Annotated in this window: 25 protein-coding genes and 1 pseudogene; all 26 read right to left on the reverse strand. The window is 59.3% G+C overall.

The features are described 5' to 3' along the window. Positions 1-22 precede the first annotated feature (22 nt). The gene (locus IEQ42_RS02370; RefSeq protein ID WP_210702432.1) at positions 23-589 is read right to left on the reverse strand and encodes a tail fiber assembly protein; all 567 of its coding nucleotides are present in this window, start codon (positions 587-589) and stop codon (positions 23-25) included. Positions 590-596: 7 nt separating this feature from the next. Then, positions 597-1,691 (reverse strand): phage tail protein, encoded by a 1,095-nt coding sequence (locus IEQ42_RS02375; RefSeq protein ID WP_210702433.1) that lies wholly within the window; start codon positions 1,689-1,691, stop codon positions 597-599. A 60-nt stretch (positions 1,692-1,751) separates the two neighbouring features. Further along, positions 1,752-2,177: a phage tail assembly chaperone gene (locus IEQ42_RS02380; protein WP_210702434.1), complete on the reverse strand. Its 426-nt coding sequence runs from the start codon at positions 2,175-2,177 to the stop codon at positions 1,752-1,754. Positions 2,178-2,711: 534 nt separating this feature from the next. Continuing rightward, positions 2,712-2,910, reverse strand: a pseudogene (locus IEQ42_RS27595) (hypothetical protein); the annotation flags it as partial. Positions 2,911-2,921: 11 nt separating this feature from the next. Further along, complete coding sequence (locus IEQ42_RS02390) at positions 2,922-3,521, reverse strand: YmfQ family protein (protein ID WP_115146408.1); 600 nt, start codon at positions 3,519-3,521, stop codon at positions 2,922-2,924. Next, entirely contained in the window at positions 3,509-4,555 is a 1,047-nt protein-coding gene (locus IEQ42_RS02395) for a baseplate J/gp47 family protein (protein ID WP_210702436.1), read from the reverse strand. Before IEQ42_RS02395 ends, IEQ42_RS02390 begins: the two co-directional genes overlap by 13 nt. Further along, the gene (locus tag IEQ42_RS02400; protein WP_042557913.1) at positions 4,545-4,943 is read right to left on the reverse strand and encodes a phage GP46 family protein; all 399 of its coding nucleotides are present in this window, start codon (positions 4,941-4,943) and stop codon (positions 4,545-4,547) included. The genes IEQ42_RS02395 and IEQ42_RS02400 overlap by 11 nt, the downstream gene beginning before the upstream one ends. Next, positions 4,943-5,452 carry a phage baseplate assembly protein V gene (locus IEQ42_RS02405; protein WP_042557912.1) on the reverse strand — a complete coding sequence of 170 codons (510 nt, stop codon included), beginning with the start codon at positions 5,450-5,452 and terminating at the stop codon, positions 4,943-4,945. Before IEQ42_RS02405 ends, IEQ42_RS02400 begins: the two co-directional genes overlap by 1 nt. Before the next feature lie 139 nt (positions 5,453-5,591). Further along, positions 5,592-6,635: a phage baseplate assembly protein gene (locus IEQ42_RS02410; protein WP_210702437.1), complete on the reverse strand. Its 1,044-nt coding sequence runs from the start codon at positions 6,633-6,635 to the stop codon at positions 5,592-5,594. 3 nt (positions 6,636-6,638) lie between these two features. After that, positions 6,639-7,874: a DNA circularization protein gene (locus IEQ42_RS02415; RefSeq protein WP_210702438.1), complete on the reverse strand. Its 1,236-nt coding sequence runs from the start codon at positions 7,872-7,874 to the stop codon at positions 6,639-6,641. After that, positions 7,861-9,423 carry a phage tail tape measure protein gene (locus tag IEQ42_RS02420; protein WP_210702439.1) on the reverse strand — a complete coding sequence of 521 codons (1,563 nt, stop codon included), beginning with the start codon at positions 9,421-9,423 and terminating at the stop codon, positions 7,861-7,863. The genes IEQ42_RS02415 and IEQ42_RS02420 overlap by 14 nt, the downstream gene beginning before the upstream one ends. A gap of 130 nt (positions 9,424-9,553) precedes the next feature. After that, positions 9,554-9,850 (reverse strand): phage tail assembly protein, encoded by a 297-nt coding sequence (locus IEQ42_RS02425; RefSeq protein WP_007908778.1) that lies wholly within the window; start codon positions 9,848-9,850, stop codon positions 9,554-9,556. Next, positions 9,847-10,194 carry a phage tail tube protein gene (locus tag IEQ42_RS02430; protein ID WP_042557909.1) on the reverse strand — a complete coding sequence of 116 codons (348 nt, stop codon included), beginning with the start codon at positions 10,192-10,194 and terminating at the stop codon, positions 9,847-9,849. The genes IEQ42_RS02425 and IEQ42_RS02430 overlap by 4 nt, the downstream gene beginning before the upstream one ends. 67 nt (positions 10,195-10,261) lie before the next feature. Then, complete coding sequence (locus tag IEQ42_RS02435; protein ID WP_210702440.1) at positions 10,262-11,758, reverse strand: phage tail sheath subtilisin-like domain-containing protein; 1,497 nt, start codon at positions 11,756-11,758, stop codon at positions 10,262-10,264. Then, the gene (locus tag IEQ42_RS02440; protein WP_003222219.1) at positions 11,758-11,940 is read right to left on the reverse strand and encodes a DUF2635 domain-containing protein; all 183 of its coding nucleotides are present in this window, start codon (positions 11,938-11,940) and stop codon (positions 11,758-11,760) included. The genes IEQ42_RS02435 and IEQ42_RS02440 overlap by 1 nt, the downstream gene beginning before the upstream one ends. Further along, positions 11,937-12,521, reverse strand: coding sequence for a phage tail terminator protein (locus IEQ42_RS02445; protein WP_210702441.1), 585 nt, complete (start codon positions 12,519-12,521; stop codon positions 11,937-11,939). Before IEQ42_RS02445 ends, IEQ42_RS02440 begins: the two co-directional genes overlap by 4 nt. A 145-nt stretch (positions 12,522-12,666) precedes the next feature. Then, positions 12,667-13,683, reverse strand: a complete 1,017-nt coding sequence (locus tag IEQ42_RS02450) for a phage late control D family protein (RefSeq protein ID WP_210702442.1) — start codon at positions 13,681-13,683, stop codon at positions 12,667-12,669. A 9-nt stretch (positions 13,684-13,692) separates the two neighbouring features. Further along, positions 13,693-13,905, reverse strand: coding sequence for a tail protein X (locus tag IEQ42_RS02455; protein WP_210702443.1), 213 nt, complete (start codon positions 13,903-13,905; stop codon positions 13,693-13,695). After that, positions 13,898-14,281: a phage tail protein gene (locus IEQ42_RS02460; protein WP_210702444.1), complete on the reverse strand. Its 384-nt coding sequence runs from the start codon at positions 14,279-14,281 to the stop codon at positions 13,898-13,900. Before IEQ42_RS02460 ends, IEQ42_RS02455 begins: the two co-directional genes overlap by 8 nt. Beyond that, positions 14,281-16,407: a phage tail tape measure protein gene (locus IEQ42_RS02465; protein WP_210702445.1), complete on the reverse strand. Its 2,127-nt coding sequence runs from the start codon at positions 16,405-16,407 to the stop codon at positions 14,281-14,283. Before IEQ42_RS02465 ends, IEQ42_RS02460 begins: the two co-directional genes overlap by 1 nt. A 128-nt stretch (positions 16,408-16,535) precedes the next feature. Then, on the reverse strand, positions 16,536-17,117 hold the full coding sequence (locus tag IEQ42_RS02470; RefSeq protein WP_210702446.1) for a phage tail assembly protein: 582 nt from the start codon (positions 17,115-17,117) through the stop codon (positions 16,536-16,538). A 172-nt stretch (positions 17,118-17,289) separates the two neighbouring features. After that, positions 17,290-17,796: a phage major tail tube protein gene (locus IEQ42_RS02475; RefSeq protein WP_047299932.1), complete on the reverse strand. Its 507-nt coding sequence runs from the start codon at positions 17,794-17,796 to the stop codon at positions 17,290-17,292. Next, positions 17,796-18,962 (reverse strand): phage tail sheath protein, encoded by a 1,167-nt coding sequence (locus IEQ42_RS02480; RefSeq protein ID WP_210702447.1) that lies wholly within the window; start codon positions 18,960-18,962, stop codon positions 17,796-17,798. Before IEQ42_RS02480 ends, IEQ42_RS02475 begins: the two co-directional genes overlap by 1 nt. Positions 18,963-18,964: 2 nt before the next feature. Next, entirely contained in the window at positions 18,965-19,150 is a 186-nt protein-coding gene (locus tag IEQ42_RS02485) for a hypothetical protein (protein WP_047299930.1), read from the reverse strand. A gap of 100 nt (positions 19,151-19,250) precedes the next feature. Next, positions 19,251-19,760 (reverse strand): DUF4376 domain-containing protein, encoded by a 510-nt coding sequence (locus IEQ42_RS02490; protein WP_210702448.1) that lies wholly within the window; start codon positions 19,758-19,760, stop codon positions 19,251-19,253. Between the two features lie 188 nt (positions 19,761-19,948). Further along, complete coding sequence (locus tag IEQ42_RS02495; protein ID WP_228731922.1) at positions 19,949-22,408, reverse strand: phage tail-collar fiber domain-containing protein; 2,460 nt, start codon at positions 22,406-22,408, stop codon at positions 19,949-19,951. Between the last annotated feature and the right edge of the window lie 29 nt (positions 22,409-22,437).

Consider the following 22,437-nt stretch of genomic DNA (forward strand, 5'->3'; position numbering starts at 1 on the left):
TGCACTTCTCCTTATGTATAAATCAGATGTTTATCGTTGTGCAGGGCACAGCGGGCCAGGTAATTCCCTCGGGGAAATTGGCCTTTTTCTCGATCCGGTTGAGCTCCACGCTGTAGAGCTTCCACTCGATCAGCAGCAATTGTTCATCGTGACTCGCATCACCAATGTCTTCGGCGTATTGCAGGGGGGCGATACGCAGGACTGCTTCGCGCAACAATGCATCGCGCTTGTCGAGAAATTGTTGTTTGACGCACGACAAGCGAGCCTGCGTATCCAACACCCAGGCGTTATCGCGCCAGATATGGAACTCACCCGGCCACGGCTGCGCGGTCAGGGTGTCAGGCAGCTCCCCCAGTTCGGTCCAGATCAGTTGAGCACCGCCGTCCTTGCGATAAACCACACCACGACGGTCAATCACTTCACGGGGTACGCCGTTGATCAGCGCCCAGCTGCGGCCGGCTTCCGGTTCAGGCAGCTCGAACGACAGTTCAACGGCATTGCCGGGAAGCTGGACGCCGATACCCGGCGTGACAATGAACTCGACGGGCCCGGACAGAGCGCCCGAACCATCAAATAGATAATTGAACATAAGTGCCTCAGATGAGTTTGATGCGGCCGGGATAGGCGATGTTGCGAGGTCGGGATTTGAAGGAGTAGAGCAAAGTGGCTGCAGGATCCATCTGATAGCTGGTACCTGCTGGAAAGATCGGGCCGCCATTGCTGAGTCCCGATATGTATTGCGACTCCTCCCGAGTATCTGCCCCTACAGCTGCCAGGCTATCCGTCCAGCGGGATCCAACGGCGCCACCGCCATTCGCCCCCATTGCATACGAATGCGTGGATCCGGGCTGGAAGGTTCCCATAACGCGCCCTGAGTCCACGCCACGGCCTTCGTCCAGAACCCGCAGGAATTCCCCTCGTCCTTCAGGGCCACGAAACGTCGTCGCACCGTCACCCGTGGTCCATTTCCCCTCGGTGCCTAGGCGTAAAGCTTCTGCTCCCAGCATTCCCGATTGTTGGGCGTGGTCCCATAGCCAGGGCCATTCAGCACGCTTCATGACAGTGCCATTGAGCGCACCGTATCCACCGGGACTGAGCATCAGGGTCGTTTCGAAAAACGGACGTCCCAACGGGGTGTTGTCAAACCGACCGACCGGCCACCAACTCCCCGCCCCATCACTGCGCAAATGCCACCAATCTCCCCCCCCCATCAATACGAAAAACGGGTAGCCGCTGGCTGAAAGATGTGTGTGAAAGCGGATGCGATCAGCGCCGGACGTATGGATGACCATGCGATTACCACTGTTGTCGAACCGGCGCAAAATCACGTCACGCACACCAAGTGCGACGTTGGCCGGTGGCAGCAACAAGGTCACAGGCCCCAGGCTGCCGTCGACCAACACAAGACCAAGCTCCTGCTCGCTGAGCGTCCTGGACGCAGCCAGTCGAGTGATGATCGAGCGCATAGGACTTGCACTCGCGATGATCGACTGAATCGCCTTGTACAACTGGCCGGTATCGGATTCCGAAGCCACCAGTCCACCGCCAGTAATTACACTCAGAATCTCCTGAGTAACGCTGTTGCCCCACACCGCCGGAATCAACGACCCCGGCGTACCTGCCACCGGGTTTTCATCGACGAAGCGGCCATCGACCAAGCCGACGCTGGGGACGCTTTTTGGATAATCCATTGTTTAATTTCCTTTACCTGGAACATTGACGGGGGGCGATGTCGACGACGCGGCATCCGCTCACTCGGCGGCCATCCAGACAGGCTTTTTCGGGCGGGACCGTTTGGAGGGGAATTTCTTTGCCTGGGGCCACTTGCGCAGCGCCTGCAGATAGCTCAAAAGCGCCTGGTAGTCAGCGTCGGAAAGCGTGGTGGCTTTCATCAGTTCCGCTTCGTCCCGATGGCGATCACGCAGCCAGACCACGCGATCAAATTCTTTATCGCGCCATGCCTTGGCTTCTGCCGAGGCGTGCTCGTCGGTAGGTGCCGCGGGTTCAATCAGAATCGGCAGACCAAGATCATCATGGCCTCTCTCCGTGCCGGGGGCCGGATTGGCGATCACCGACTCATAACGTGCCTCGTCAATTTCAACGGCATCGTCCGGAAGGCTCGTGTGATAACCCGACAAATAGGTGTTGCCGGTGGTGCGGCTATAGAAACGTTTCATTTCAGTTCCCCACCCCCAGGACAGTAACAAAACCGTTGCCACCAGAATTACTCAAGACTTGAACCTGGCTCGGATCAAAGTAGGTAACCAATGGTGGAGTGATGATGTCGAAAAAAGGCGCGTTTGCGCTGTGTGAGTAACTTGCCCACGTCGCGGCACATTGGGTCTTGAAAGCCACCGGCCAAGGTTTTGCAGCGTAGGTTTTATCGGCAGCGATGGTGATCAGGACCCACTGGATCATGAATCCCCCCAACCAACTCGGAAAAGCGATATAGCCATTCGCGCCGATACTGTATGAAACACCAAACCAGAGTTTTTTCGGGGTGACGATAGTGGTGTCATCCGTCCCCGCATTGACTTGGGCCTGAGTAGCAATTCGCGCCCAGCCAGAAACCGTTTCCGTGGCTTGAACCACTTTCTTTTCGATCGCTTGAAACACGCGCTGCGGCGTCATCAGACGACTATTGCTGGTACCGGCTTCGGCTTCATCCTTGCTTGCGAAAGATTCAGTTTTGTTCTTCTCGACAATCGCAGAAATCGCCGCTTTGAGCTGCGTGCTATCGCCTTCGTCAGGCACAAGTCCGGCAGCAGTAATCGCGTTGACTATTTCATCGGTAACACTGTTGCCCCACCGAGCCGGAATCAACGACCCCGGCGTTCCCATCAACGGGTTCTCATCGACAAACTTCCCGTTCACCAACCCGGCGCTGGGCACACTTTTCGGATAATCCATTGCATCACTCCCTAGTCATAGTTGATGTGCACCTTGGTATGCGCCGGCGCGCTGCGGTGGATCAGGCATTCCAGTGCCGAGCCCGGGTTTACGCCGAAGCGTTCGCCCCAGTAACTCGCCCCGAAGCGTCGACCCAGCAGCAAGCGGCCGCCGGTGTTGAGCGTCCACATGAATTGCGCTTCCCAGGTGCCGAAATGCGCCGAGCCAAAACGCGCGCGCCCCATGCGTGGCGCTTCGTGCTCGGTGATGGAGGCGTTGGGGTAGCCCTGGCTTTTGGCGATTTCGAGGTAGTAACCGACCGCCTGACTGCCAACCGCGAGCAAGCGCCGGCGCACGGCGAGACGGCGGTCGTCGAACAGGGGTTCGGCGCCCAGGCACGGGTCGGGCAGGTTCATTACCCGTTCCCAGTCCGGTACCAGTTCGCTGACGCCGGCGGGGTCCATTTCGTTGAGCAGATCGGCGGCGCGGGCGTCGAGGCGCGCCAGTTCGACGGCGACGCCTTGCAGCACTTCTTCAAGTTCCGGAACCCGCTCCGGGTCCCATGCGGGACCTGATGGCAGCAATGCGCGAAGTTGCGCCTGATATTGCGCGGCGGTTCTTATGCCCCCCATACGCAACCTCCGAAGGTGAGCAGTTCACTTGGGGCGGCGGGCACATCGACGACCGGTGCGGTGAGCGTGTGATCGTATTCGCCGCCAGCGCTGCTGATAGCTTCGCGGATGTGGCTGATCAGCAACGGCACGCCAAGATCGGCTTCACGGTTGTGCAAGTCGCGCAACTGCGCTTCGACGGCGGCACGCACAGCGGTGGTGTCGGGATTGACGCTTTTGAAGCGATACACCACCGGCACTTGAATCGGCTTCTGCACATGCACTTCGGCGGTGACCGGGCGCAGCGGTTCGATGTAGTCCTGAACTTCTGCCAGTTGCTCGTCGTTGGGTACTGGTTGCGGATCGTCGTCACGCATGATGAACACCGTCACCGTGCCCGGGCCGAGCAAACCGCCACGGCACCATGCGCGGGTCACGCCCGGCACTTCCAGCGCCCAGGTCTCGTAGTCATTGGCCGAACCGCCATGGGGGATGACGCGATAGGAGCGGATCACCCGCGAGCGCAGCGACTCCAGACTTTCGCGCGCCACGCCCCCGCTGAGTCCTGGCGCCAAAACGACAAAACTGGTGCCGACAATGCCGGCGATCGGCTGCACCGGGGTCAATGCCAGACCGGCATCGGCGTTGCCCAAACTGCCGGCATCCAGCGCGGCGATGGTCGTGGTGTTGATGCCATTGGCGGTGGTGCGCGCCGTGGTCACTTTGTAGGTGCGACCGTCGTTCGTTTGCAGCAACGTGTCCACGTCCAGCACTGCGCCGGCCATCGCGGTGAAACTGACGCTGCCGCTGGCCGCTTGCGCGGGTTTGCGCGGCTGGTTCAGACGCAGCGCGGCGATGCGTTCCAGGGTCGACTCGTCGGCTTTGTCCGGCAGGATCTGCTCGGCGATCCAGTCGAGATAACCGTACAGACCATAAGCGGCGCCGCCCAAGGTGCGGGCCAGCACTTGCGCATCGGACTGGCGCAGCGAATCGCCGGCCAGGTCGCTTTGGGTGCGCTTGATCAGCACCGGCAGCGAAGGGGTTTCAAACGGCATAGATCACCTGCCAACTGTTATCGGGGTTGATGTCCAGACGTTCACCGTCGGCCAGGGTCAGGACCGTGCGCAGGTTCAGGCGCTGCGCGTCGAGGCGTTCGCTGATGATGTCGATGGCGCTGCAATGGCCGTCGTCGATCAGCCATTGCAAGGCTTCGCGGGCATAAAACTCGGCGTCCATCTGGGTCTGTCGGGTCAGCTTGACCCGACGCAACAGCCACAGACGCGAGCCGATGCGATCGTCGGCAACGGTGGGAAAAGTGTCGCCCCACCAGCCGTAGCGCTCTTCGTCGTCGAGGGCGTCGTCATCGGCGGCGCGACGCCAGCTGAACAGGCTGATGAGCACGGCGCGGGTCAGCGCGGCGTGGAGGTTCTGGCTGATAAACATCACTTGCCTCCTGCCGGTGCGCCGGTCTGGCCGTTGCCGGCCTGCACGCCGACGTGCACGTGTTTGATCTGGCTGATGCCGCCGGCGAGTTGATCGCCAGTGGACACGATCTTGCCGGTCTGGTTGATCACCGGCGTATCGAAGTTCACAGCGGTACTGGCGCGGATGTTCAGCGTGGCGGTCTCGATGTCGATGATCCGCCCGCGCTTGAAGTGAATCTTGTCGCCCTCGTCGGTGTAGATCGCCACTTCGCCACTGGCGAGCGATTGCAGGCGGTAGCGGCGATCGGCGACCACCAGGGCGATAGCGTGGGAGCGGTCACCACCCAGAAATGTGACGACACCTTCGGCGCCGGGCAGCGGGTTGCTGGTGAAGCCGTAAGGTTCGAAGTGTTCGAGGTCATCGTTGACTTCGCCGGCGGTGAGGCGCATTTGCAGCGATTGCAGCTTGGATGCCGAATTGGCGAGCACGACAGTGCCGCGCGCCAGGAGGCGTGTCAGTAGGCTCATGAATTGTCCTCAAAGGTAGGCACCACGCGATCCACTGTGGGAGCGAGCCTGCTCGCGAATGCGGTGGATCAGGCATGTGATGTTGAAGCTGCCAGCGCTTTCGCGAGCAGGCTCGCTCCCACAGGGTCCGGAGTCAGGCTCAGTTTTTTTTCGGCGGCGTTGGATCAGGATCGAAGGTGTGCGGCGGGGCCATTTGCAGCGTGGTCACCGAGCCTTGCGCCGACAGCGAATAAGTGACCTTGGAGATCAGCATGTCGCCATCGAATCCGAGCACCGGATCCTTGACCTTAACCAGCGTGTTGTGACGCCACAGATCACCGTTGGCCTGGCGCCAGCCCTGCACCTGATAGGTGGTGGTTTGCGCCCGCCCCATGCGGGTGGCGCTTTCCCATTGGGCACGTTGCTGCGCCAGCTCAAACGTCAGCGCGGTGCCCTCGTTGATGATCGTGGTTCGTCGACGTTTGAAGCTCAGGTCGGCCGCTGTCGATTCAACTTCGCTGACGGCCGCCCCGCTCTTCTTGTCCGAGCCTTTTTGCTGACCGATCACCCGGTATTCGGAGAACACCTGGCTGTGATCCATCGCTGCGCTAGCCGACAAGATGTTCTTGCCCAGCTCCAGCGCATCACTGGCGCGCCCGCCACTGCCGGGCTTGGCCAGTACCAGCCGGCCTTGCTCGTCATCGGTGGAAAACACCCGGAACAACGAGAGCAAACGGTCGATCGACTGGAACACCGTTTCACCCGGCACAATCGTGTGCTTGGCCAGCCGCGAGGTCTCGGGAATTTCGTTGACCACCATCAACGAATACTCCATCGCCAAGGCCTGGACAATGCTCAGCAACGGTTGCTCCTGCCATTGATTGGGCCGGTTGGTGGCGGCGCAATCGACCAGATCCTGAGTCTTGGAACTGCCCTCGACACTCAGGCTGATCTGCCGACCGTCGTAGGTGATGGGCGCCTTGAACACGTAACCGGTGAGGACCAGATCCTTGCCGATCTTCACTTCGCACGGGTCGCCGGGCTTGATCCGCTGATCAACCGTTTGCCCCGGCCATTGCCAGGTGATGTCGAGTTTGAAGGTGCGAAACTGGCGCTCCAGATCAGCCGTGATTTGCACGCTTTTCCAGCCGCCGTACTCCATGTCGTTGACTATCAACGTAACGCGGTTATCCATCTCGCTCATGGTTCACTCCCCGGAGACTTTCACGTCGTTGGGCGAAAAACCCGGATGAGATATCCCGTTACGCTGAGTCACTTCGGTCACCCGAGTTGCATCGCCAAATTGCTTGTAGGCCACGACCAGCGCCGGAAAGCTCTCCTGAAAGGATTTGCTGACTTGCCGCACACCGGACGACGCCACGGCCTTGAGATGCGCAATCAGCGCCTCTTTCACATCGCTGATGGCCTGAAAATGCGCGGGGTCGGCCTTGTCCAGCATTGGATTGATCGCTACGGCCACAGCGTCACGCAGAGCCTGCATGTCGTCACTGACCGGGACTTCCTGCCGGGCCACCGGGCTCGTCGCCTGTTGGCCTACCGATGGCGTCGATTGCAGCTTCACCGGGGTGGTCGCCACCGGCATCGATGCCACCCATTGCGCCACTTTGACCAGCATTGTGTCCTGCACCAGATCCGCCATGGCTTGCGCCGCCGCGGTGGTGTCCTTGCCAGTGGTGATCTTCGGTGCATCGGCCTTGCGGATGGCTTCGAGTTGTTGCGACACGTCGGCAATCACGCCACGGTAGCCCTCCTTCGCGAACGCCTTCAGCTCCTTGATATCGCCGAGCAAACCCTTGAACTCCGCCGCCACTTCCTTGGGCAGTTCCTTGACGGCTTTGACCAGTTCGGTGATCTGTCTGTACTGCTCGATCAGCGGTTTGAGCTGTTCCTTGATCACCTCATAAACCCCGGTCAGGCTGTTGCGCAGATTGGCGATACCGATCCGCGCAGCCTTGATCAAGGTCATCGCCTGTTCGAAGCGTGCCACCGCCGAACCCAGCAAAGTGTCAGCCTTGGACAACAACACTTTCTGCGTACTGACGGTTGCCGTCGGAAACGGCAACGGCTGATCGGGATAGAACTTCAGCGCGAACGTGACCAACCCACCGTCCTGGCGGGTGTGGGTCATGTCGCACTCGCCGACTTTGACTTGCACGCGCCCGAGCCATGGATGCACCAGCTCACCGCTACCCGCCTCCAGCGCCTTGAGCAACTTGTCGCGCTGCTCCAGGCAATCGGCGCCGACAATAAATGCCGTCACCTCATGAGTCCGGGCCTGCTGACCGAGATCCTCAAAAAACGGCAGGTCACGCTGCGGATATTCATGCAACTGACCTTTGCGACCGACCGGGGTTTTCGCCTGATCGATCCAGAACCCGACACCGCGAAAGGATGCCGGCAACAAACGGTCACGCCAGTTCATTGGAACCTCCTGCCGACAGTGAGCGATAGCCGATGCGCGACGACAGCGCCAGGCCCGGTTGATTGGTTTGCGGTTGATCGGTACGCAGCCCGGCCGGCGCGTTTTCGAAGCGCACGGTGAGGCCGCCCTCGAGTTGCGTGCGGTTGTTGGCAGCGCTTTGCTGGATCAGCGTGTTGGAGGTTTGCGACAGAGAGCCGGCCTGCAGGGCCGGTTTTTCCGGCGTAGTTCCGGGTGCCGCCAACGGGCTCGGTGACGACTCCACGGTGCCTTTGAAAAACACCGGCGCCAGTTCGCCTTTACCTTCAGCGTTGGTCTTCAATTGGGCTTGAGTGAAAACATCCACCCTGGCCTTGGCATCAGCGATCAGCTCGCCGAAACCGCCGTTGAAAAACGCCTTGATCGGTGCGATGGCGTCCTGAAACTTCTGCGCCCACTTTTCGATCCAGGCGGTAACCGGTGCCCAGTTCTCGATGATTTTTTCCAGCGGTGACCAGCCCAGTTGCTCGCGAATAACCGCGTACATCGCCACAAACGGCAGCTTGATGTAACCCCAGATCGCGGTGAACACACTGACCACCCCGCCCCAGACAGCCTGAATCACTTCCAGCGGCGACCAATCAAAGAAGCCTTGCAGGAAAGTCTGCACAGGCACCGAGACCGCCCTGAGCAAATCCCAGATCGAAGAGAACAGCCCGACCAATGGCCCCCAGTTATTCACGACCAGCCCATGAGGCGAATAGTTGAACCAGGTCTTGAAGAACTCCATCACCGGCGCCGCGACAGCCTTGACGCCCTCCCATAACGCCGCGAAAAAAGCCGTGACCGGTCCCCAGTTACTGATCAATTGCCCCAGCGGGGTGTAACCGAACATCGTCTTGAAAAACTCGGCCATCGGAATGACAACCGGCGCAATTTTCTGCCAGAGCCCGATGAAAAACGTCGAGACCGGTTTCCAGTTGGCCACGATCAAACCGGCAGCCAAGGCAATGCCAGCGGCAATCAGCATGATCGGGTTGGCCTTCATCACCATGCTCATCACGTCGAACACCTGGGTCGCGCCGGCCACAGCGGTTTGCATCGCCGAGAAAGCGATAGCCCCCGCCGCCAGGCCTTCGACCAGTTGCGGGTTGTCGGCGAGGATACCGCTGACCTGAGTAAGCATCGGCTCAAGTCCGACGACCAATGCACCGACAGCGGGCACCAGCGCGGCATCGATTGCGCCCGTGACCTTTTCCATCGACGCACTGAACACGTTCATGTTCTGCGCAGCGACTTTCGGTGCGGCGGGCAGGTCGACGGTTTTTGCCGTCGCGCTGACCTCGGTCAATTTGCCCTGAAACGTCGCCGCCGACTTGATCCCGTCCACGAACGGCGTAATCACGCTGCCGCCCTTGAACAGACCACTGATGTCCAGTTTGCCGAGACCGGTCTGCTCAAGATTTTTCTTGAAACTCTCGACATTGGCCCGAAGGGCGCCGAGTTTGGGCGACAGTTCATCGATGCCCGTGATCAGCACCGGAGTTTTCACTTTCTTTTCTTCGTCTGCCATCACTGCACCTGCTGCATCGCATTGATCCGTTGCGCGTGCTCCAGCGATTCACGGAGCACATCCAGTGGCCTGGCCATCATCTGTTCGGGGTCAACCTTCCAGAACCAGGCCAGGTCATAGGCGACTGCGATCAGGTCGGTGATGGCGCCGACGCCGCACTCATGAAAAAACTTGCAACGGCCCAGCTCAGCGCATTGAGGTCAGCCAGATCCAGCTGGTTGACCGACGACGGCGGAATGCCGGCGCACACGGCGATGTATTTGGCCGCGACGTCCATGTCGAGGCTGACTTCTTCGCTCTTATCGATCTTGTACGGCAGCGCCTTGATCGCTCGCACTTCCTGCACCGTCGGACGGCGCAGGACGAGTTCGGTCAGGGGCTCGCCGTGAGCTTCGATCGCAACCTGAAGCTTCACGGCGCCGCTCATTGCCAGGTCCCCTTGATGCCTTCGAATTTCAGTTCGATGGTCGCGTCATCGCCTTTGGAGACTGGCTCTTCGACCAGGTAAGCGCCGGCCAGCACATAGACTTTGCCGTTACTGAATTCGCAGGTGACGGTGATATCGGTGCCGTCGATCAGCTTCTTCAGCGGGAAGTCGGGGGTGTGCAGCGCAGTCACTTTGAACGACGGTGCGATGTCGGTTTCCTTGTAGAAACCAGGTACGACGGTTTCGCGTTTGACCGCCATCAACGGGGCTTCGCAGCCGCCATTGATAGTCAGTTGTGCGCCGTCGACCTTGACGTAGCAGGTGCCTGCAATCAGTTGACCCATGGTGTTACTCCCTTTAATAAAAAAGCCCACGCGAGGTGGGCTGAATGCTTGACGTCAAACGCTGCGATCAGGCTGCGTCGTCGTATTGCAGGCGGAATTGGTTGAGCAATGCGAACACGCGCAGACCGTTGATGTAATCCGGCGGGAACAGTACGTTCACGCGGCTCGGGTCCTGCACGTCGCGCTCGACGATCAGGTGCTCGGCGAACAGTTTGGCATTTTCTACGTGGCCTTCCAGTTCGAGCTTGGCGTACTGGGCGATCAGTTCACCGCGAATGGTGCTCGGGGTGACGATTGGCTGGCCGGCGCCGAAACGGGTACCGTCGGAAGCCAGTTTGTGCCGGCCGTACTTGCTGGTGATCACGCTTTGCAGACGACGCACGATGAACGCCGACTGGTGCATGGTTTCGCTGTCCAGGTAGGAGTTGTCAGCCTGGCCGTAAGCGTTTTTCTGGTAGGTGGTGATCGAGCGCTGGATGCGCACGTAGCCGCCTTCGTAGTACGCGGTGGCGATACCGTAGTTGAGCAGCGACTGACGCTCGGTCAGGGTGAAGCGCTCGCTCGCCGGCGCCGGATCGACACCCGGCAGGCTGCCGCTTTGGGTCGGACGGCTGGCGTCGGCGGAGATGAATACCGAGGTGCGTGCAGCCAGTGCGGCGGCTTGTACCCAGACCGGTTGCGGTACGCCCGGCTCCAGCGCCTGAATGGTCATGTGCTGATCGTTACGCGCCTGGCCTGCAGCGACCAGAGTGCCGACGGTGCCGCGTTTGGCGCTGTAGACGTGACCGAACAGTTGCTTGGCCCACGACCAGCGACCGGTGCTGTCATCCATGACTGCTTGCCAGGTGTTGAGGGTGGCCAGATCCGACCACGGCAGCGCGATGAACTCGAACGGCTCGTCACCCAGTGCCGCGACAGCAGCGATCTGATCGGGCACGCCGGCGCCGCCGGTCATGGCGGTGACTGCGCTGGTCAGGCCAGCCGGGGTTTCTTCGCCGTTGCTCTTGCCCAGGCGATTGAATTGCAGGCTGATGTCATTGCCGCTGTCGCCAGTCCATTTGGCAGACAGGGTGACCACGCCGTCGGCCGCTGCCGCACTCAACGGGAGATCGGCACTGGCATTGATTTTCTGCGCCAGCGCAGTGGCTGCCTGAGCAGCGGTTGCACCGTTGACCACGGTGGCTTGCACGCGCACGCCGCCGACATACAGGTTGAGCAAACCCGCCTGAGTCGCGGTGCCGGTCAGGGTCAGCACGCCTTTGGCGACGGCGCCTTCGGCGTTGTGCAGCGGCAGGCACCAGATCTCGCCAATCGGGTCGGCCTTGCGAAAGGTCTCGTACATCGAGGCGAGCATCGAACCCTGACCACCAATGCTTTTCGCCAGTGCAACGCTGGAGACCAGCACCAGTTTGCCGACTTCGCTCGGGGCGACGTTGTCGTTGACCTGGGCGACGATCAAACGGCGCATGGTCGAGCTCGCGCTATTGGCGGCCGAGTTGTCCATTTCGGCATAGAACAGCGGTACACGAATGTCCGCGGGGATGTTGCTGAATCCGATCGCCATTATTTGGCTCCCTGTGGTTTAGCCGCTTTTGCGGTTTTGAGTGTGATATCGCCGTCGGCCAGACGCCGGCGCCACCAGGCACTGTCCAGCACTTCACGGCCTTCGAGGGGCAGCAGATCGCCCGCCTCCGGGTCAGGTACGGCGCGGCCAGCAGCCGGCAGCACGGTGATGCGATTGCTCATGGGGTTACCTCAGAAGAGAAAGTCATTTCCACGCGCCCATCGGGGCCCGGGCGTTTCAGGTTGGGGTCGGCGGGGTCGATCGCATCGACTCGCACGGTGGCCCCGGTAAAGGACGACAAACCGTCCAGTTCGCGTTCGTGCCAGCTCTGCGCAGGTTGACCGGGCAGATTGCGACCGAGCTGGAACTCGGCAAAAAAGCGCAACCGGTAAAACACGCGGCTGCTGTCGATCGAGACCATTTCGCCGCCGTCATAAACGATGGCGTTGTAGTCGTTGTCAGGCTTGAACCCCACCAGCGCGCGCCACAGTTCGCCGCGCAGGTCGTGCAACAGATCCAGCGCTTTTGTAGCGTCGGTAGCATCAAGCGCGAGGACGATTTCGAAGCGGTCGCGGATCGGTTGAGTGATGAGGTTTTGTGCGGTGCTGCTACTGGCCACATCGGCCATTGGCAACACATGGGCCGAGGGTGTCGGCAGATCGGGATTGCCTTGCAGCAATGCCAGATCAACACCTACCGCAATGTGACTGGCCAGGCTGGGGCATTGCGCACGCAACTGCGTGAGGATCGGAGTGATCTTCATGGGGGTGTTCCAGAGTTGGGGGAGTTATCGCAGACCCAAATGTGGGAGCGAGCCTGCTCGCGAAAGCGGTGGATCAGTCGCCATCAAAGTTGAAGGTGCCGGCCTCTTCGCGAGCAGGCTCGCTCCCACAAAGTTTTTGCAGGTATCAGGCTTTCGGATCGAGGCAAGTCGCATCGATCAAGCAGCGATAGCTGTTCTCGCGATTGCCGCTGGCGGTGACCTTGTCGATCGACCAGCGTCCACGCATGAAGTCAGGCCATGTGTCGTCGAGCAGCACAAGGCCTTCGGCAGCCAGCCTTGGATTGCCCGGACAGGTGATTTTCACCTTGTACTTGTGCCGCAACATCTTGCGCACTTCGCCTTCGCCGACGGCGATGGCCTGCGCTTCATTGGGTTGCTTCTGGCGGATAGTCTTGAACGGTGCAAGCCCCGTTTCGATCCAGCGCAAGACGCCTGTAGCCGCATCCACAAAACAGGTTTTGCAGCCCTTGGCCTGTTCGCGGGCGGATTCCTCCAGCGTGGCGCTGATGAAGGCATGATCACCGGGCCGGTTGTTGCTGGTGACTGACAAGGTGACGTTGGGCAAAATTTTGCCCGACAGTGACTTGGTCTGACCGGGCCGCGCCAGCACGTACACATCGTCGTAGGGTTTGGCGATCACGTTGTACTTTTTGGCCAGGCGCGTCAGAAAGCCCATGTCGGTTTCGTTGGACTGGTCGACGTGATCGATTTTGATCAACGAAACCTCTGGAGCGACACGCGGTGAAAAGCCATGCCGCAAGACCAGTTCACGAAACAATCCACCCAGCGTCGTTGGCCCGTGGCTGGCGGTTCGGCGCTGCTTGAAGCCGGTTTCATCATCCTTGCTGAACGGCGCTGCGGTGGCCACCAATGTCAGGCGAAACGGGAACAGCGTCGGCGTCAGGCGCGTCACTTTGAACTGGCCTTTGTCGACCATTTCCGTTTCCCGATAACCGACCATCAGGCCGATTTTTCCGCCGAGACTTGGCAGCCCTTCAAGGCCCTCCAGGTCGATGGTCAAGGTCAATTGATCGGACTCGAAACCGGCCGCATCGATGTGTTCCCAACTGATCAGGCGTTGATTGAGCAAGGCCGCATTGGCCCCGTAGATTTCTACTGCCGGGGTAAAACCCAGTGCCATGTAACCTCCTTAATCCCAGGCCGTGACCGGTTTGATGGCTGCCGGTTTCGAGTCAAGTTCGGGCAGCGTCACCCACACGCCCGCAGACAAAACGGGACCGTGTTCGGCCAAGGTCGGGTTGAGTTTCCACAGCGCCTCTTCGGCGGCGTCATCGCTACGACCGGTTTCGCGGTAGAGCAGCAGATTCACCGAATCACCGGCCACGCTTCGAACCTTACGCATTGTTGAACTCCGATAATCCGATGACCCACTTGACCACCATCGCGGTGCCATCATCGATGACCTCGCTCTGGTTTTCGTCGATGCTGTTGATCCGCCACAGCCCCCAGTTACGACCGATGCCATCGATCAGCGGCAGCGGTACCCGCAGTGCCTGAAGCGCACGCAACTCATCGAGCCGCTCCATGGCGATGGCGTACATCGAGGTGCCGCTGATGGTCAGGGTTTCCGGCTTTTGCCCGGTCTGGCTCGACTTGGGTTTACTGGTGAGGATCGGCAGTTCCGTCCAGCCGCCATCGGATTTTCGCGCCAGCGTGCTGTAGGCGAAGTTTCGCGACAGGCCGAAGATGAAACTGCCCAGTGCCATTTGTTGTTTCATCAGGCGACTCCATCGGTCAGGGCTGCGTCACGGCGGGTGGCGAGCGAATGGCTCCCCATTAGCGGAGTAAATTCGTTGCTGAATTGAGATCTCAGGTGAAAGTCGACTAACTGACCGATCTTTTCGACGCTGCCCGGATCGCTGCAATACACCTGAACGGTGGGCGCGTAAGTGGATGGTGCAGTTGGCGCCTGAGCAGTGGCCAGTTCCCGACTCACCTGGGCCGGAGCTTCGAGTCTGTTCGGTGCGGTACTGCCAAGTTTTTCGCCCAGAAGGGAACCGCCCTCACTGCCCAGCCAGCCGCCAATCAAGCCACCGAGGACGCTGCCAATCGCCATGCCGGGGGGGCCCGCCACGCTGCCGAGAGACGCGCCGAAAGCAGAGCCGGCGAGAGCGCCGGCCATTCCACCGCCCGCTCCACCGATGCTTTTAGCTATCTGGGTGTCGTCACCGCTGGCCACCCCAGATGCCAAACCTGCGAGGCCCACAGCCGTTTTTACAGGCCAAGGCATTGCACGTGACAGAGGGCGCATTGCAGCAGCGGACGCCTCCAGAAGCGGAGCCCGCACCCGCGAAGTTTGATCGAGTATCTTCAAACCGGTACCTGCAGCAGACGCCCCCGTTGTAGCGGTGGCGGCACCTGTGAAAACGGACAGGCCTTTATCCACGACTTTCTTGCCAAACCGGTCTTTGATGTCGCTGCCAATGGCATCGAGCGCCTGATCGAACAACGGTTTGAGGAACGCGCTCACCGTCAACACAACACCAGCGGTTTTCGGATAGGTTTCAGTCAGCTCACTTAGTTTGTCGACACCTGCAGAGGCCAGCGTATCGCTGGAGGGCGCCAACGCATTGCCTTTGGCGACGGCCAGCCGCTCGCTACGGGCATTCAGAATATTCAGCTGTCCTTGCTGAGTATTGGAAAGAGCCAGGGCAGCTTGTTTAACCGAACTCTTCTCGCCCAACTCTGAAGTCGCGTATCGCTGCTTGTCTTTGACCTGCAAGAACGTCTCATTCACCTCACCAAGGTTTTGCGAGAGTTTCTGCGCGGCATCACCGCCATCGGAGAACAACGTCCTGGCCAGAACCGCACGTTGCTCTACCGGTCTGGCGTTCAATGCGGCCAACACCGTAAGCAACGCACCTTGTGCAACGTCCTTGTTCGGATCACGCATCGCCGCAGCCACTGCCTTGGGATCGAGCTCCAATTGTTTCCACGCGCCCTGCTCGGCGACAGATACCTGGTCTCCCTTACTCAAGGCAGTGGAGATGCTCTTCAACGCAACGCCCGCTTCACCTTCCTTGGTTCCGCTGTTCAGCAAGGCTGCCGACAGCGCCGCGGCTTGCTCGGGTTGGAAACCAGCGGCAATCGCCGCATCACCGGAGTGCTGCAATACGGAGCCGATGTCTGCCGCGTTTACATCTCCGGGCATCTTGCCCATGTGGTGGGTCGCATCCGCCAGATCGATAGCCTGATCTCGGGTCAGTCTCATCGAGGTACGCCAAGCCGTCATCATCTCGGCGACTTGTAGCGCAGGCACCTTGAACGCCGACGCGGTGATTGCAACATCGTCGGCAAACTTCAACAGTTCGTGCTGTTTGTCTGAGGCGTTGGGCAAGTCGATGCCGATTCCCGCCTTGGCGCCCAGCGCCGCAGCATTGACCAAATCAACCCCGGAGGTTCCTCCGGCAGCCACCAACGGCGCACTGGCCATGATCAGACTCGCCTGAGCCACCTCCTTGCCCTGCGCTGGAGTAATCCGGGCTACTTCGCTCAAGGTGGCGGCGGCTGAGTCCATTGCAACAGATGCTTTGAGCGCCTCGGGAGGTGCGACGCCAGCGCTCTTGTCTGCAGACTTTTGTCCAGCCAATCCACCGTCGCTGCTGACCAGGTTCTGCGACAAAGAGCGTTTGGTCGCCAAGGTGAGATTTAAGGAATCAATGGCTGTGGTAAGCGAAACGATGCGATCACTTACCGTGATCAACGTTTGTCTAAGGTCGGCCACTAGATCCTGGCCTAAACCTGTTGTTGCTGTACTCGTTGCCGCAGTGATCAAGCTTATGTTGCGATTCGCAGTACTCGCGCGCTCATCGGCGTACATGAGCGTAGTTTTGCTCTCTGCCATGCCGCTCTACTCCTGTTTCACGCCAAGGCGAGTGATCGCTATGTCGTAGCGGCGCAACGCCTTTTCGGCGTCCCATTCCAGAATTTCCGCCTCACTTACCGGGTAAATGAGCGGCACGATATCGAGGATTACTTCGATGTCGCGTTCCGAAAGTAGGCCGCCGGCTGGTTTAAAAAATCGTCTATGCGCACCTGCAATTGTGTCCAGTCCGGGACGCTCAACAGGGCCAGATCGGGGATCATCAGGCCGGTGCAATGGGCGGTGATGAACTCGGCGCGCTCTTTGGCCGTTTTCAGTTTCTTCATCACTTTGGTGGCGCGCAGCACCGGCATTTCCAGGCTCAGCGAGGTGACTGTGCGGCCGGTGATCGCGAGCGGTTGCAGCAGTTGGATTTGATCGGGATCGTCGGACTTTTCCGCGTTTTCAACCTGATCGAGAAAGTACGACGCCGCGCGGGTCGACATTTCGTGCACGTACTGGGCGATGCTCACGTAGTCCGGGCGTTTGAGCTGGTCGAGTTCCTTGACCGACAGGCCGGTGGCCAGCAACGCGAGTTCGAAGAACTGTTCGTCTTCGTCATCGCCGGCACGTTCCAGCGCATCTTTCTGCGCGGCGTAGAACAGCGGCTTGAGCTGGATCGTTTCGATCTGCGAGCCGTCGTCACCGGTGATCGGCGACAACAGGTCATGCTTGGGTGGCATCCACGACATGAATGAATTCCTTGGTGATTCTTGGGGATTACTCAGTTTTTTCTGCCAGTCACGCTGGCCCACTGTGGCAGCGAGCCTGCTCGCGAAAGCGGTCGTTCAGTCACATTGATGTTGAATGTGCCCAAGCCTTCGCGAGCAGGCTCGCTCCCACAGGTTTTTGCTCTGCGCCGGGTTACGGCATCAACACCGCACGCCGCGCATCACCGAGGATGTCGACGCCGTTGAGCACGAACTTCTGGGTGCGTACGTCGATGTCGATCACCGGTACGCCGTTTTCCAGACGGTTGTAGGTGCGGCAGGAAAGTTCCAGATTGGTCTTGGGTTTTTCGCCCATTTTCACCGCCGTTTCCTCAAGGGATTTCAGCTTGCCGCCGACGGTGTGGTAGGTGAACCAGGTGTTGCCATCCTGATCCTGACCGGCTTCACGCACGTTCAGCAGAATGTCGTCGCCAAGGTTCACTCCCAGCGCCAGCATCACTTCTGTACCCATGCCTTGCAGGGTCAACTTGGCGTTGAGGGCTTTGCCACCCTTGACCATTTCTTCAACAATGAAGCGGCCGCCGCGCATCTCTTCCACGTCGAATTCGATCTTCGGCGGAGTAAATTCTTCCACGGTCGCCGACAACGGCAGGCCTTGCAGAGTGGCCGCGATGGCCTGGCGATTACGGTTGGTAAACATTAGAGAACGTCCTCCAGGAACTGCTCGATGATTTCATCGCGGGCGTTGAGTTGATAAACCATGTGTTCGTTCGGCGCGTAGCGGCCGTAGTCGATGACCACGTACCAGGTGCCGTTCTTGTACTTCTCGACGCTGTTGAGTTCCGGGTGCAGGTACACGCTGCCGCCAGGAATGGTTTCGTCGGCGACCAGGGTTTGCAGCCAGTCGTTGATGCGCTTGACCTCCTGATCCATGAAGGACTTGGTGAGGTTCTTGGCCATGGCTTTCTGGCCGGCCTTGACCAGTTTGCGGCTGATCGCATCTTCAAGGCCGACGTAGCTGATGAACTTGCCGGTGATCGAGCGGTTACCCAGCAGCGAGAAGCCGCCGAGCACAGTGCGGGCGTAGTAGCTGACGCCGTAGCGGTTGAGCAGATCGCCTTCGGTGGAGGTGTCGAGGATGTTGTATTCGACCACCCGCGAGACGTCTTCGGCGTAGGTCACCTGGTTGCCCGGGCTCTCCCACTGCTTGACCTTGGCCAGCGCGGCAATCGCCAGGCTGGAGGGCGACAGGAAGACGTTTTTCTTCGCCGCTTTGGAGTAAACGGCGGGCATGTTGTGCACCACCAGGCAACGGTCGAAACCGAGATCCGCGCCGCCCAGTTCCTGGCTGTAAGTCACTTGATCAGCGACCGAGGCGTCCTTGCCATCCAGTACCACGCGGGCCTTGATGCGCTTGCCGAACGAGGCGAACTCGCTGGCCACCGCTTTGGTGCCGGTGAAGCCCGGCGCGCCGATGATGGTCAGGTCTTCCGGGACACTGCCCAGCGCAGCCAGACCGAGCTTGCGGCCAGTCGCCGGCTCAACGCCGCCGATCACTGCGTTGACGGTATCGGCCGGGGTCGCACCCGCTTCGACGATCACGACATACACCGGCACCTTGACCACTTTGAGGATCTGGTAAACCGCGTGATACAGCGTGCCCTCTTCCGAACCGGTCGGGTCCAGCAGTGCATGGGTGGTGAAGCTATTGATGCGGAACGGTGCTCTACGCGGAATCAGCGGATCAGCCTTCGGCGCGGTGCCGACCAGACCGATGACGTTGTCACCCAGGCCACCCATGGCCTCGGGGGATTCAGTGGCATTGACGGTAATGCCGTTGTGCTCGAAGTTCAGAACCTCAGCCATGTTTAGTCAGCCTTCTTGGCAGCGGCCTTTTTGGCCTGAGTGGAGGGTGTTTTCAGTTCAAGTCGACCGGCGATGTGCAGCGCACTGGCCTCGACGTCGAGCAGATCAAGGTCTTGACCGACGCTCGACCAGTGCCCACCGCCGGTGGGGAATGGGACGAGCACGGTGTAGGTTTGGCGGGTTGCCATTTTTCGTTTCTCCATAAACGGGAAAGCCCCTCGTGGGGAGGGGCTTGGCGGGTGTTGAGTGTTTTACGTGGATATAAAAACGCCCCGGGGTGCGGGGCGTTTATTGATGTGCCGAGATGAGTGTCACGGGCTCAGAATCTGGCCAGCCTTCCTTGAGCATTTCGTCTGTGTAAGTGTTGGCCTCAAGCGCATTCAACAGGTCCAGCTCGCGATCAAAACAGGCCTGCACGTGTGCCCGCACTGCCTTCGCGATTTTGATAATTTGCGAGTCCCTCAATTCGGCGAACCCAGTGACTGTTTTGAAATTGCAGCGATATCCAGCATCGAGAACTGCGGACAGCCCCATGCTGGCAATCAATGCTTGGCTGTCTCGCGTGGTGTCAATTGACAAGCCATCGACAACAATGCCGACACCTTCACGCCGGAAACGCTCATCTGCTATAACCTGCGCCTGTCGTCCGCGCTCCACTTCCGATGCGTCAAATCCGAAAGCCGCCTCAAGTTCCTGAATGGCGGGTTCGTGATCAAACAAAACTTCACCATCACTCAATACCCAGTCAGGCTCGACAAAACGCAACGACACACCATTATTTGAATATGCTCGATACATACGTAATTCCTAGAAAGTGTAAAAAGTAACGTAGCCGTTATTGGCTGCCGGGCCATTGTTTGCCGAGTAGTAGATTGTCAGCGGTGATGCCAAAGCCAAATCTGAAAATGGTGCCAAACTGCCCATGTTCACCGAACCACCAGAGCCAAATACAATTGAGCCAAAACCTGTCGGATCCGAACACAAGGTTAAGGTGCTACCAGCTGGATTCGTTGCGCTGTAATCACATGGGCATACCCGCCAATCGACTTTGCATTTCGCGGCACAAGACCATTCAACGAAAGTGCTGTGAACACGGACGCGAAACCATTGCTTAAAAATCTCTTTGCTTCAGTTGCAATTGAGCGGTCGGTCTGAGTCCCCCCCTGCAACTGTCTATTGGCGTTAGTTTGCCAAACGCTAACCAACGCGCTAGCGGTGTATCCCACCGGCATATTAGTGCCGCCGTAGACCTCTGGAACAACAGCAGCCGTCGCATTGACGCCGAGCAACTTCGCAATTTTTGTATCAGGGTTATAAATAACGTAAATGCCAACAGTCCCGCTGAGTGGGGCGGTTCCTGAATCCATCCCCCCGGCACCGACACTTGCCAGATTGATTGAAAGATTGATGTTCTTCAGTTTGTAGTGGCCACTACCCAACTGCTCAACGATCAATTGATCAGAGGTGATCGTTGCTGTCGCAGAAGGAGCAGCCACCGTCATACGCAAATTGCGTACTTGTCCGACCAAAGGCCCATTAACCTGCGACGCTTCAACTCTCGAGGCCAACGCGGCGATATCGATGCTTCCCTGATTGATCGGAGCGTTCCAGGCTTTGATGCACCACATTACCGCTAGGTTGCGCGGGCGCGTTTCAGTGCCCACGTTTCCCGTTATTGGGACATCCGAATTGGCGCCAGTTCCAGCACCGCTGATCACAACGGCTAGACCGGAACCCGATCCTGTTGCCGTAGTGACTGTATGCCGGAGAGCGTGCAAGTGGGACTGAAACTGGTGGTTCTGCCAACTGCCAACGGTTCGACCAGCATCCACTCCGCGCCCATGATCCCAACCTCGCAGGAATTCGCCGCGGGATTCCGGCAACCGGAAGTTGCCTACACCCTCATCGCCTTTGTTGAATTTCGTACCGAGATCAGCCGCCAGATCCGGATAAGTCGCAATGCTCTGCACACTGCCATCCAGCTCCAGATAACCAGGCGCGACGATCCCCGTCGGGAATGCCAGAACAGCACCCACCGGTACCGCAGATTTGAGACGCTCGACTTCCTTGGCCAGTGCGGCTACGTCGATGGTTCCCTGGTTGACCGGGGCATTCCAGGCTTTGATGCACCACATGACGGCGATGTTGCGAGGTCGAGCTTCCAAGCCTCCAGAGCTATTGAATCCTGCAGAGAAGTTGCTCATCACAGCTGTATTGCCGTTATCGACCACTACAGCACTAGGATTGCTGCCGGAGGCATTGGCAAAAGCCTGCATGCGTGTGACGGTATGGGCATGCGACTTGTTGTCGTCGGCCTGCCAACTACCAAGACCACGTCCAGCATCAATTCCCCGCCCATGATCCCAACCACGCAAGAACTCCCCCCGCGCCTCAGGCAGTCGGAAATTCCCGACACCCTCATCACCCGTATTGAACTTGCCGCCCAGATAAGCGCTCAAGTCCGGGTAAGTCGCGCTGCTTTTGACGCTGTTATCCAGCTCAAGAAAACCCGGCGGCGGAGCATCTACCGGGAACGCAACAATCGAGCCCACCGGCAATGCCGAAGCCTTGGCGATCAGCGCTTCAACTTCGGCCTTGGTGTAAGAGTCCTTGATGCCGAAACCCGCCAACGTCTCAGGATTTGCCCCGGCAGTCGCCCGTCCATATTCATCAACGGTCAGACTCTTGTAAGTACCGGCAGTAATTCCGGTGCGCCCTGCCAGCATCTTGAATGTCAGTGCAGTAGTGCCCAAGGTGATCGGCGCATTGGTAGTCAGGTGCCAGAGCGAATCACCGTTCGCCTTGCCCTCCTCCACCATGACCGTCAGGCCCGGCGTGACTTTGGCACTTGTGCTGGCATCGTTCGCTCGAACCCAGTCACCGTTGGCAACAATCCATAGGCCGTTGTCCTTGGCCAAAGTCTGGTTCGCCAGCAACACGCGATCACCGGCAATTACCGCCACACCGTCAATCTGCTGCGCGCCTTTCATCACCACGTTGCCAGTTGCAGCGACGCGCACCGACTGTTTGCCATCCAGTTTGCCGAGTTCTTCGGCCAGGTAGCTCATGACCCAGGCACGAGTGGCTTTGACGACGGTGTCATCAATCAACAACGTCACCAGCGACGCGTTACTGGTCTCGAAAATCGAACGAATATAAAACTCTTTACCCGACCCCGAGTTGGCCAGAATCGGTTTGAACGACTCCGGGTACTTGACGATGGCGTAGAGAACACCGGTGTCAGTCCACAGCCCCGCTTCGCGCACATACCAGCCGCCAACATCTGGCGGGATGGTCACTTCAGCGAGCAGCCAGCTCGGGTTCTTCTCGTCCTGAAACAGCGCATTGAGCGGCCCGCGCCAGACTTCGCGTTTGAGCGCGGTGGCGGTTGCGGCCGGGTTGTAGACTCCGCCCTCGCCGCCGTCACCGACGGAAATCTGCGTCAACTTGATCGGCGTGCCCGCGGCCTTTCACG

Source organism: Pseudomonas iridis, assembly GCF_017980685.1.
Lineage (GTDB): Bacteria > Pseudomonadota > Gammaproteobacteria > Pseudomonadales > Pseudomonadaceae > Aquipseudomonas > Aquipseudomonas iridis.

Bases quoted from the DNA above. Each gene is read 5' to 3' on its own strand.
- IEQ42_RS02370 (WP_210702432.1), bottom strand. From the start codon at position 589: ATGTTCAATTATCTATTTGATGGTTCGGGCGCTCTGTCCGGGCCCGTC.
- IEQ42_RS02375 (WP_210702433.1), bottom strand. From the start codon at position 1,691: ATGGATTATCCAAAAAGCGTCCCCAGCGTCGGCTTGGTCGATGGCCGC.
- IEQ42_RS02380 (WP_210702434.1), bottom strand. From the start codon at position 2,177: ATGAAACGTTTCTATAGCCGCACCACCGGCAACACCTATTTGTCGGGT.
- IEQ42_RS02390 (WP_115146408.1), bottom strand. From the start codon at position 3,521: ATGGGGGGCATAAGAACCGCCGCGCAATATCAGGCGCAACTTCGCGCA.
- IEQ42_RS02395 (WP_210702436.1), bottom strand. From the start codon at position 4,555: ATGCCGTTTGAAACCCCTTCGCTGCCGGTGCTGATCAAGCGCACCCAA.
- IEQ42_RS02400 (WP_042557913.1), bottom strand. From the start codon at position 4,943: ATGTTTATCAGCCAGAACCTCCACGCCGCGCTGACCCGCGCCGTGCTC.
- IEQ42_RS02405 (WP_042557912.1), bottom strand. From the start codon at position 5,452: ATGAGCCTACTGACACGCCTCCTGGCGCGCGGCACTGTCGTGCTCGCC.
- IEQ42_RS02410 (WP_210702437.1), bottom strand. From the start codon at position 6,635: ATGAGCGAGATGGATAACCGCGTTACGTTGATAGTCAACGACATGGAG.
- IEQ42_RS02415 (WP_210702438.1), bottom strand. From the start codon at position 7,874: ATGAACTGGCGTGACCGTTTGTTGCCGGCATCCTTTCGCGGTGTCGGG.
- IEQ42_RS02420 (WP_210702439.1), bottom strand. From the start codon at position 9,423: ATGGCAGACGAAGAAAAGAAAGTGAAAACTCCGGTGCTGATCACGGGC.
- IEQ42_RS02425 (WP_007908778.1), bottom strand. From the start codon at position 9,850: ATGAGCGGCGCCGTGAAGCTTCAGGTTGCGATCGAAGCTCACGGCGAG.
- IEQ42_RS02430 (WP_042557909.1), bottom strand. From the start codon at position 10,194: ATGGGTCAACTGATTGCAGGCACCTGCTACGTCAAGGTCGACGGCGCA.
- IEQ42_RS02435 (WP_210702440.1), bottom strand. From the start codon at position 11,758: ATGGCGATCGGATTCAGCAACATCCCCGCGGACATTCGTGTACCGCTG.
- IEQ42_RS02440 (WP_003222219.1), bottom strand. From the start codon at position 11,940: ATGAGCAATCGCATCACCGTGCTGCCGGCTGCTGGCCGCGCCGTACCT.
- IEQ42_RS02445 (WP_210702441.1), bottom strand. From the start codon at position 12,521: ATGAAGATCACTCCGATCCTCACGCAGTTGCGTGCGCAATGCCCCAGC.
- IEQ42_RS02450 (WP_210702442.1), bottom strand. From the start codon at position 13,683: ATGGCACTGGGTTTTACCCCGGCAGTAGAAATCTACGGGGCCAATGCG.
- IEQ42_RS02455 (WP_210702443.1), bottom strand. From the start codon at position 13,905: ATGCGTAAGGTTCGAAGCGTGGCCGGTGATTCGGTGAATCTGCTGCTC.
- IEQ42_RS02460 (WP_210702444.1), bottom strand. From the start codon at position 14,281: ATGAAACAACAAATGGCACTGGGCAGTTTCATCTTCGGCCTGTCGCGA.
- IEQ42_RS02465 (WP_210702445.1), bottom strand. From the start codon at position 16,407: ATGGCAGAGAGCAAAACTACGCTCATGTACGCCGATGAGCGCGCGAGT.
- IEQ42_RS02470 (WP_210702446.1), bottom strand. From the start codon at position 17,117: ATGTCGTGGATGCCACCCAAGCATGACCTGTTGTCGCCGATCACCGGT.
- IEQ42_RS02475 (WP_047299932.1), bottom strand. From the start codon at position 17,796: ATGTTTACCAACCGTAATCGCCAGGCCATCGCGGCCACTCTGCAAGGC.
- IEQ42_RS02480 (WP_210702447.1), bottom strand. From the start codon at position 18,962: ATGGCTGAGGTTCTGAACTTCGAGCACAACGGCATTACCGTCAATGCC.
- IEQ42_RS02485 (WP_047299930.1), bottom strand. From the start codon at position 19,150: ATGGCAACCCGCCAAACCTACACCGTGCTCGTCCCATTCCCCACCGGC.
- IEQ42_RS02490 (WP_210702448.1), bottom strand. From the start codon at position 19,760: ATGTATCGAGCATATTCAAATAATGGTGTGTCGTTGCGTTTTGTCGAG.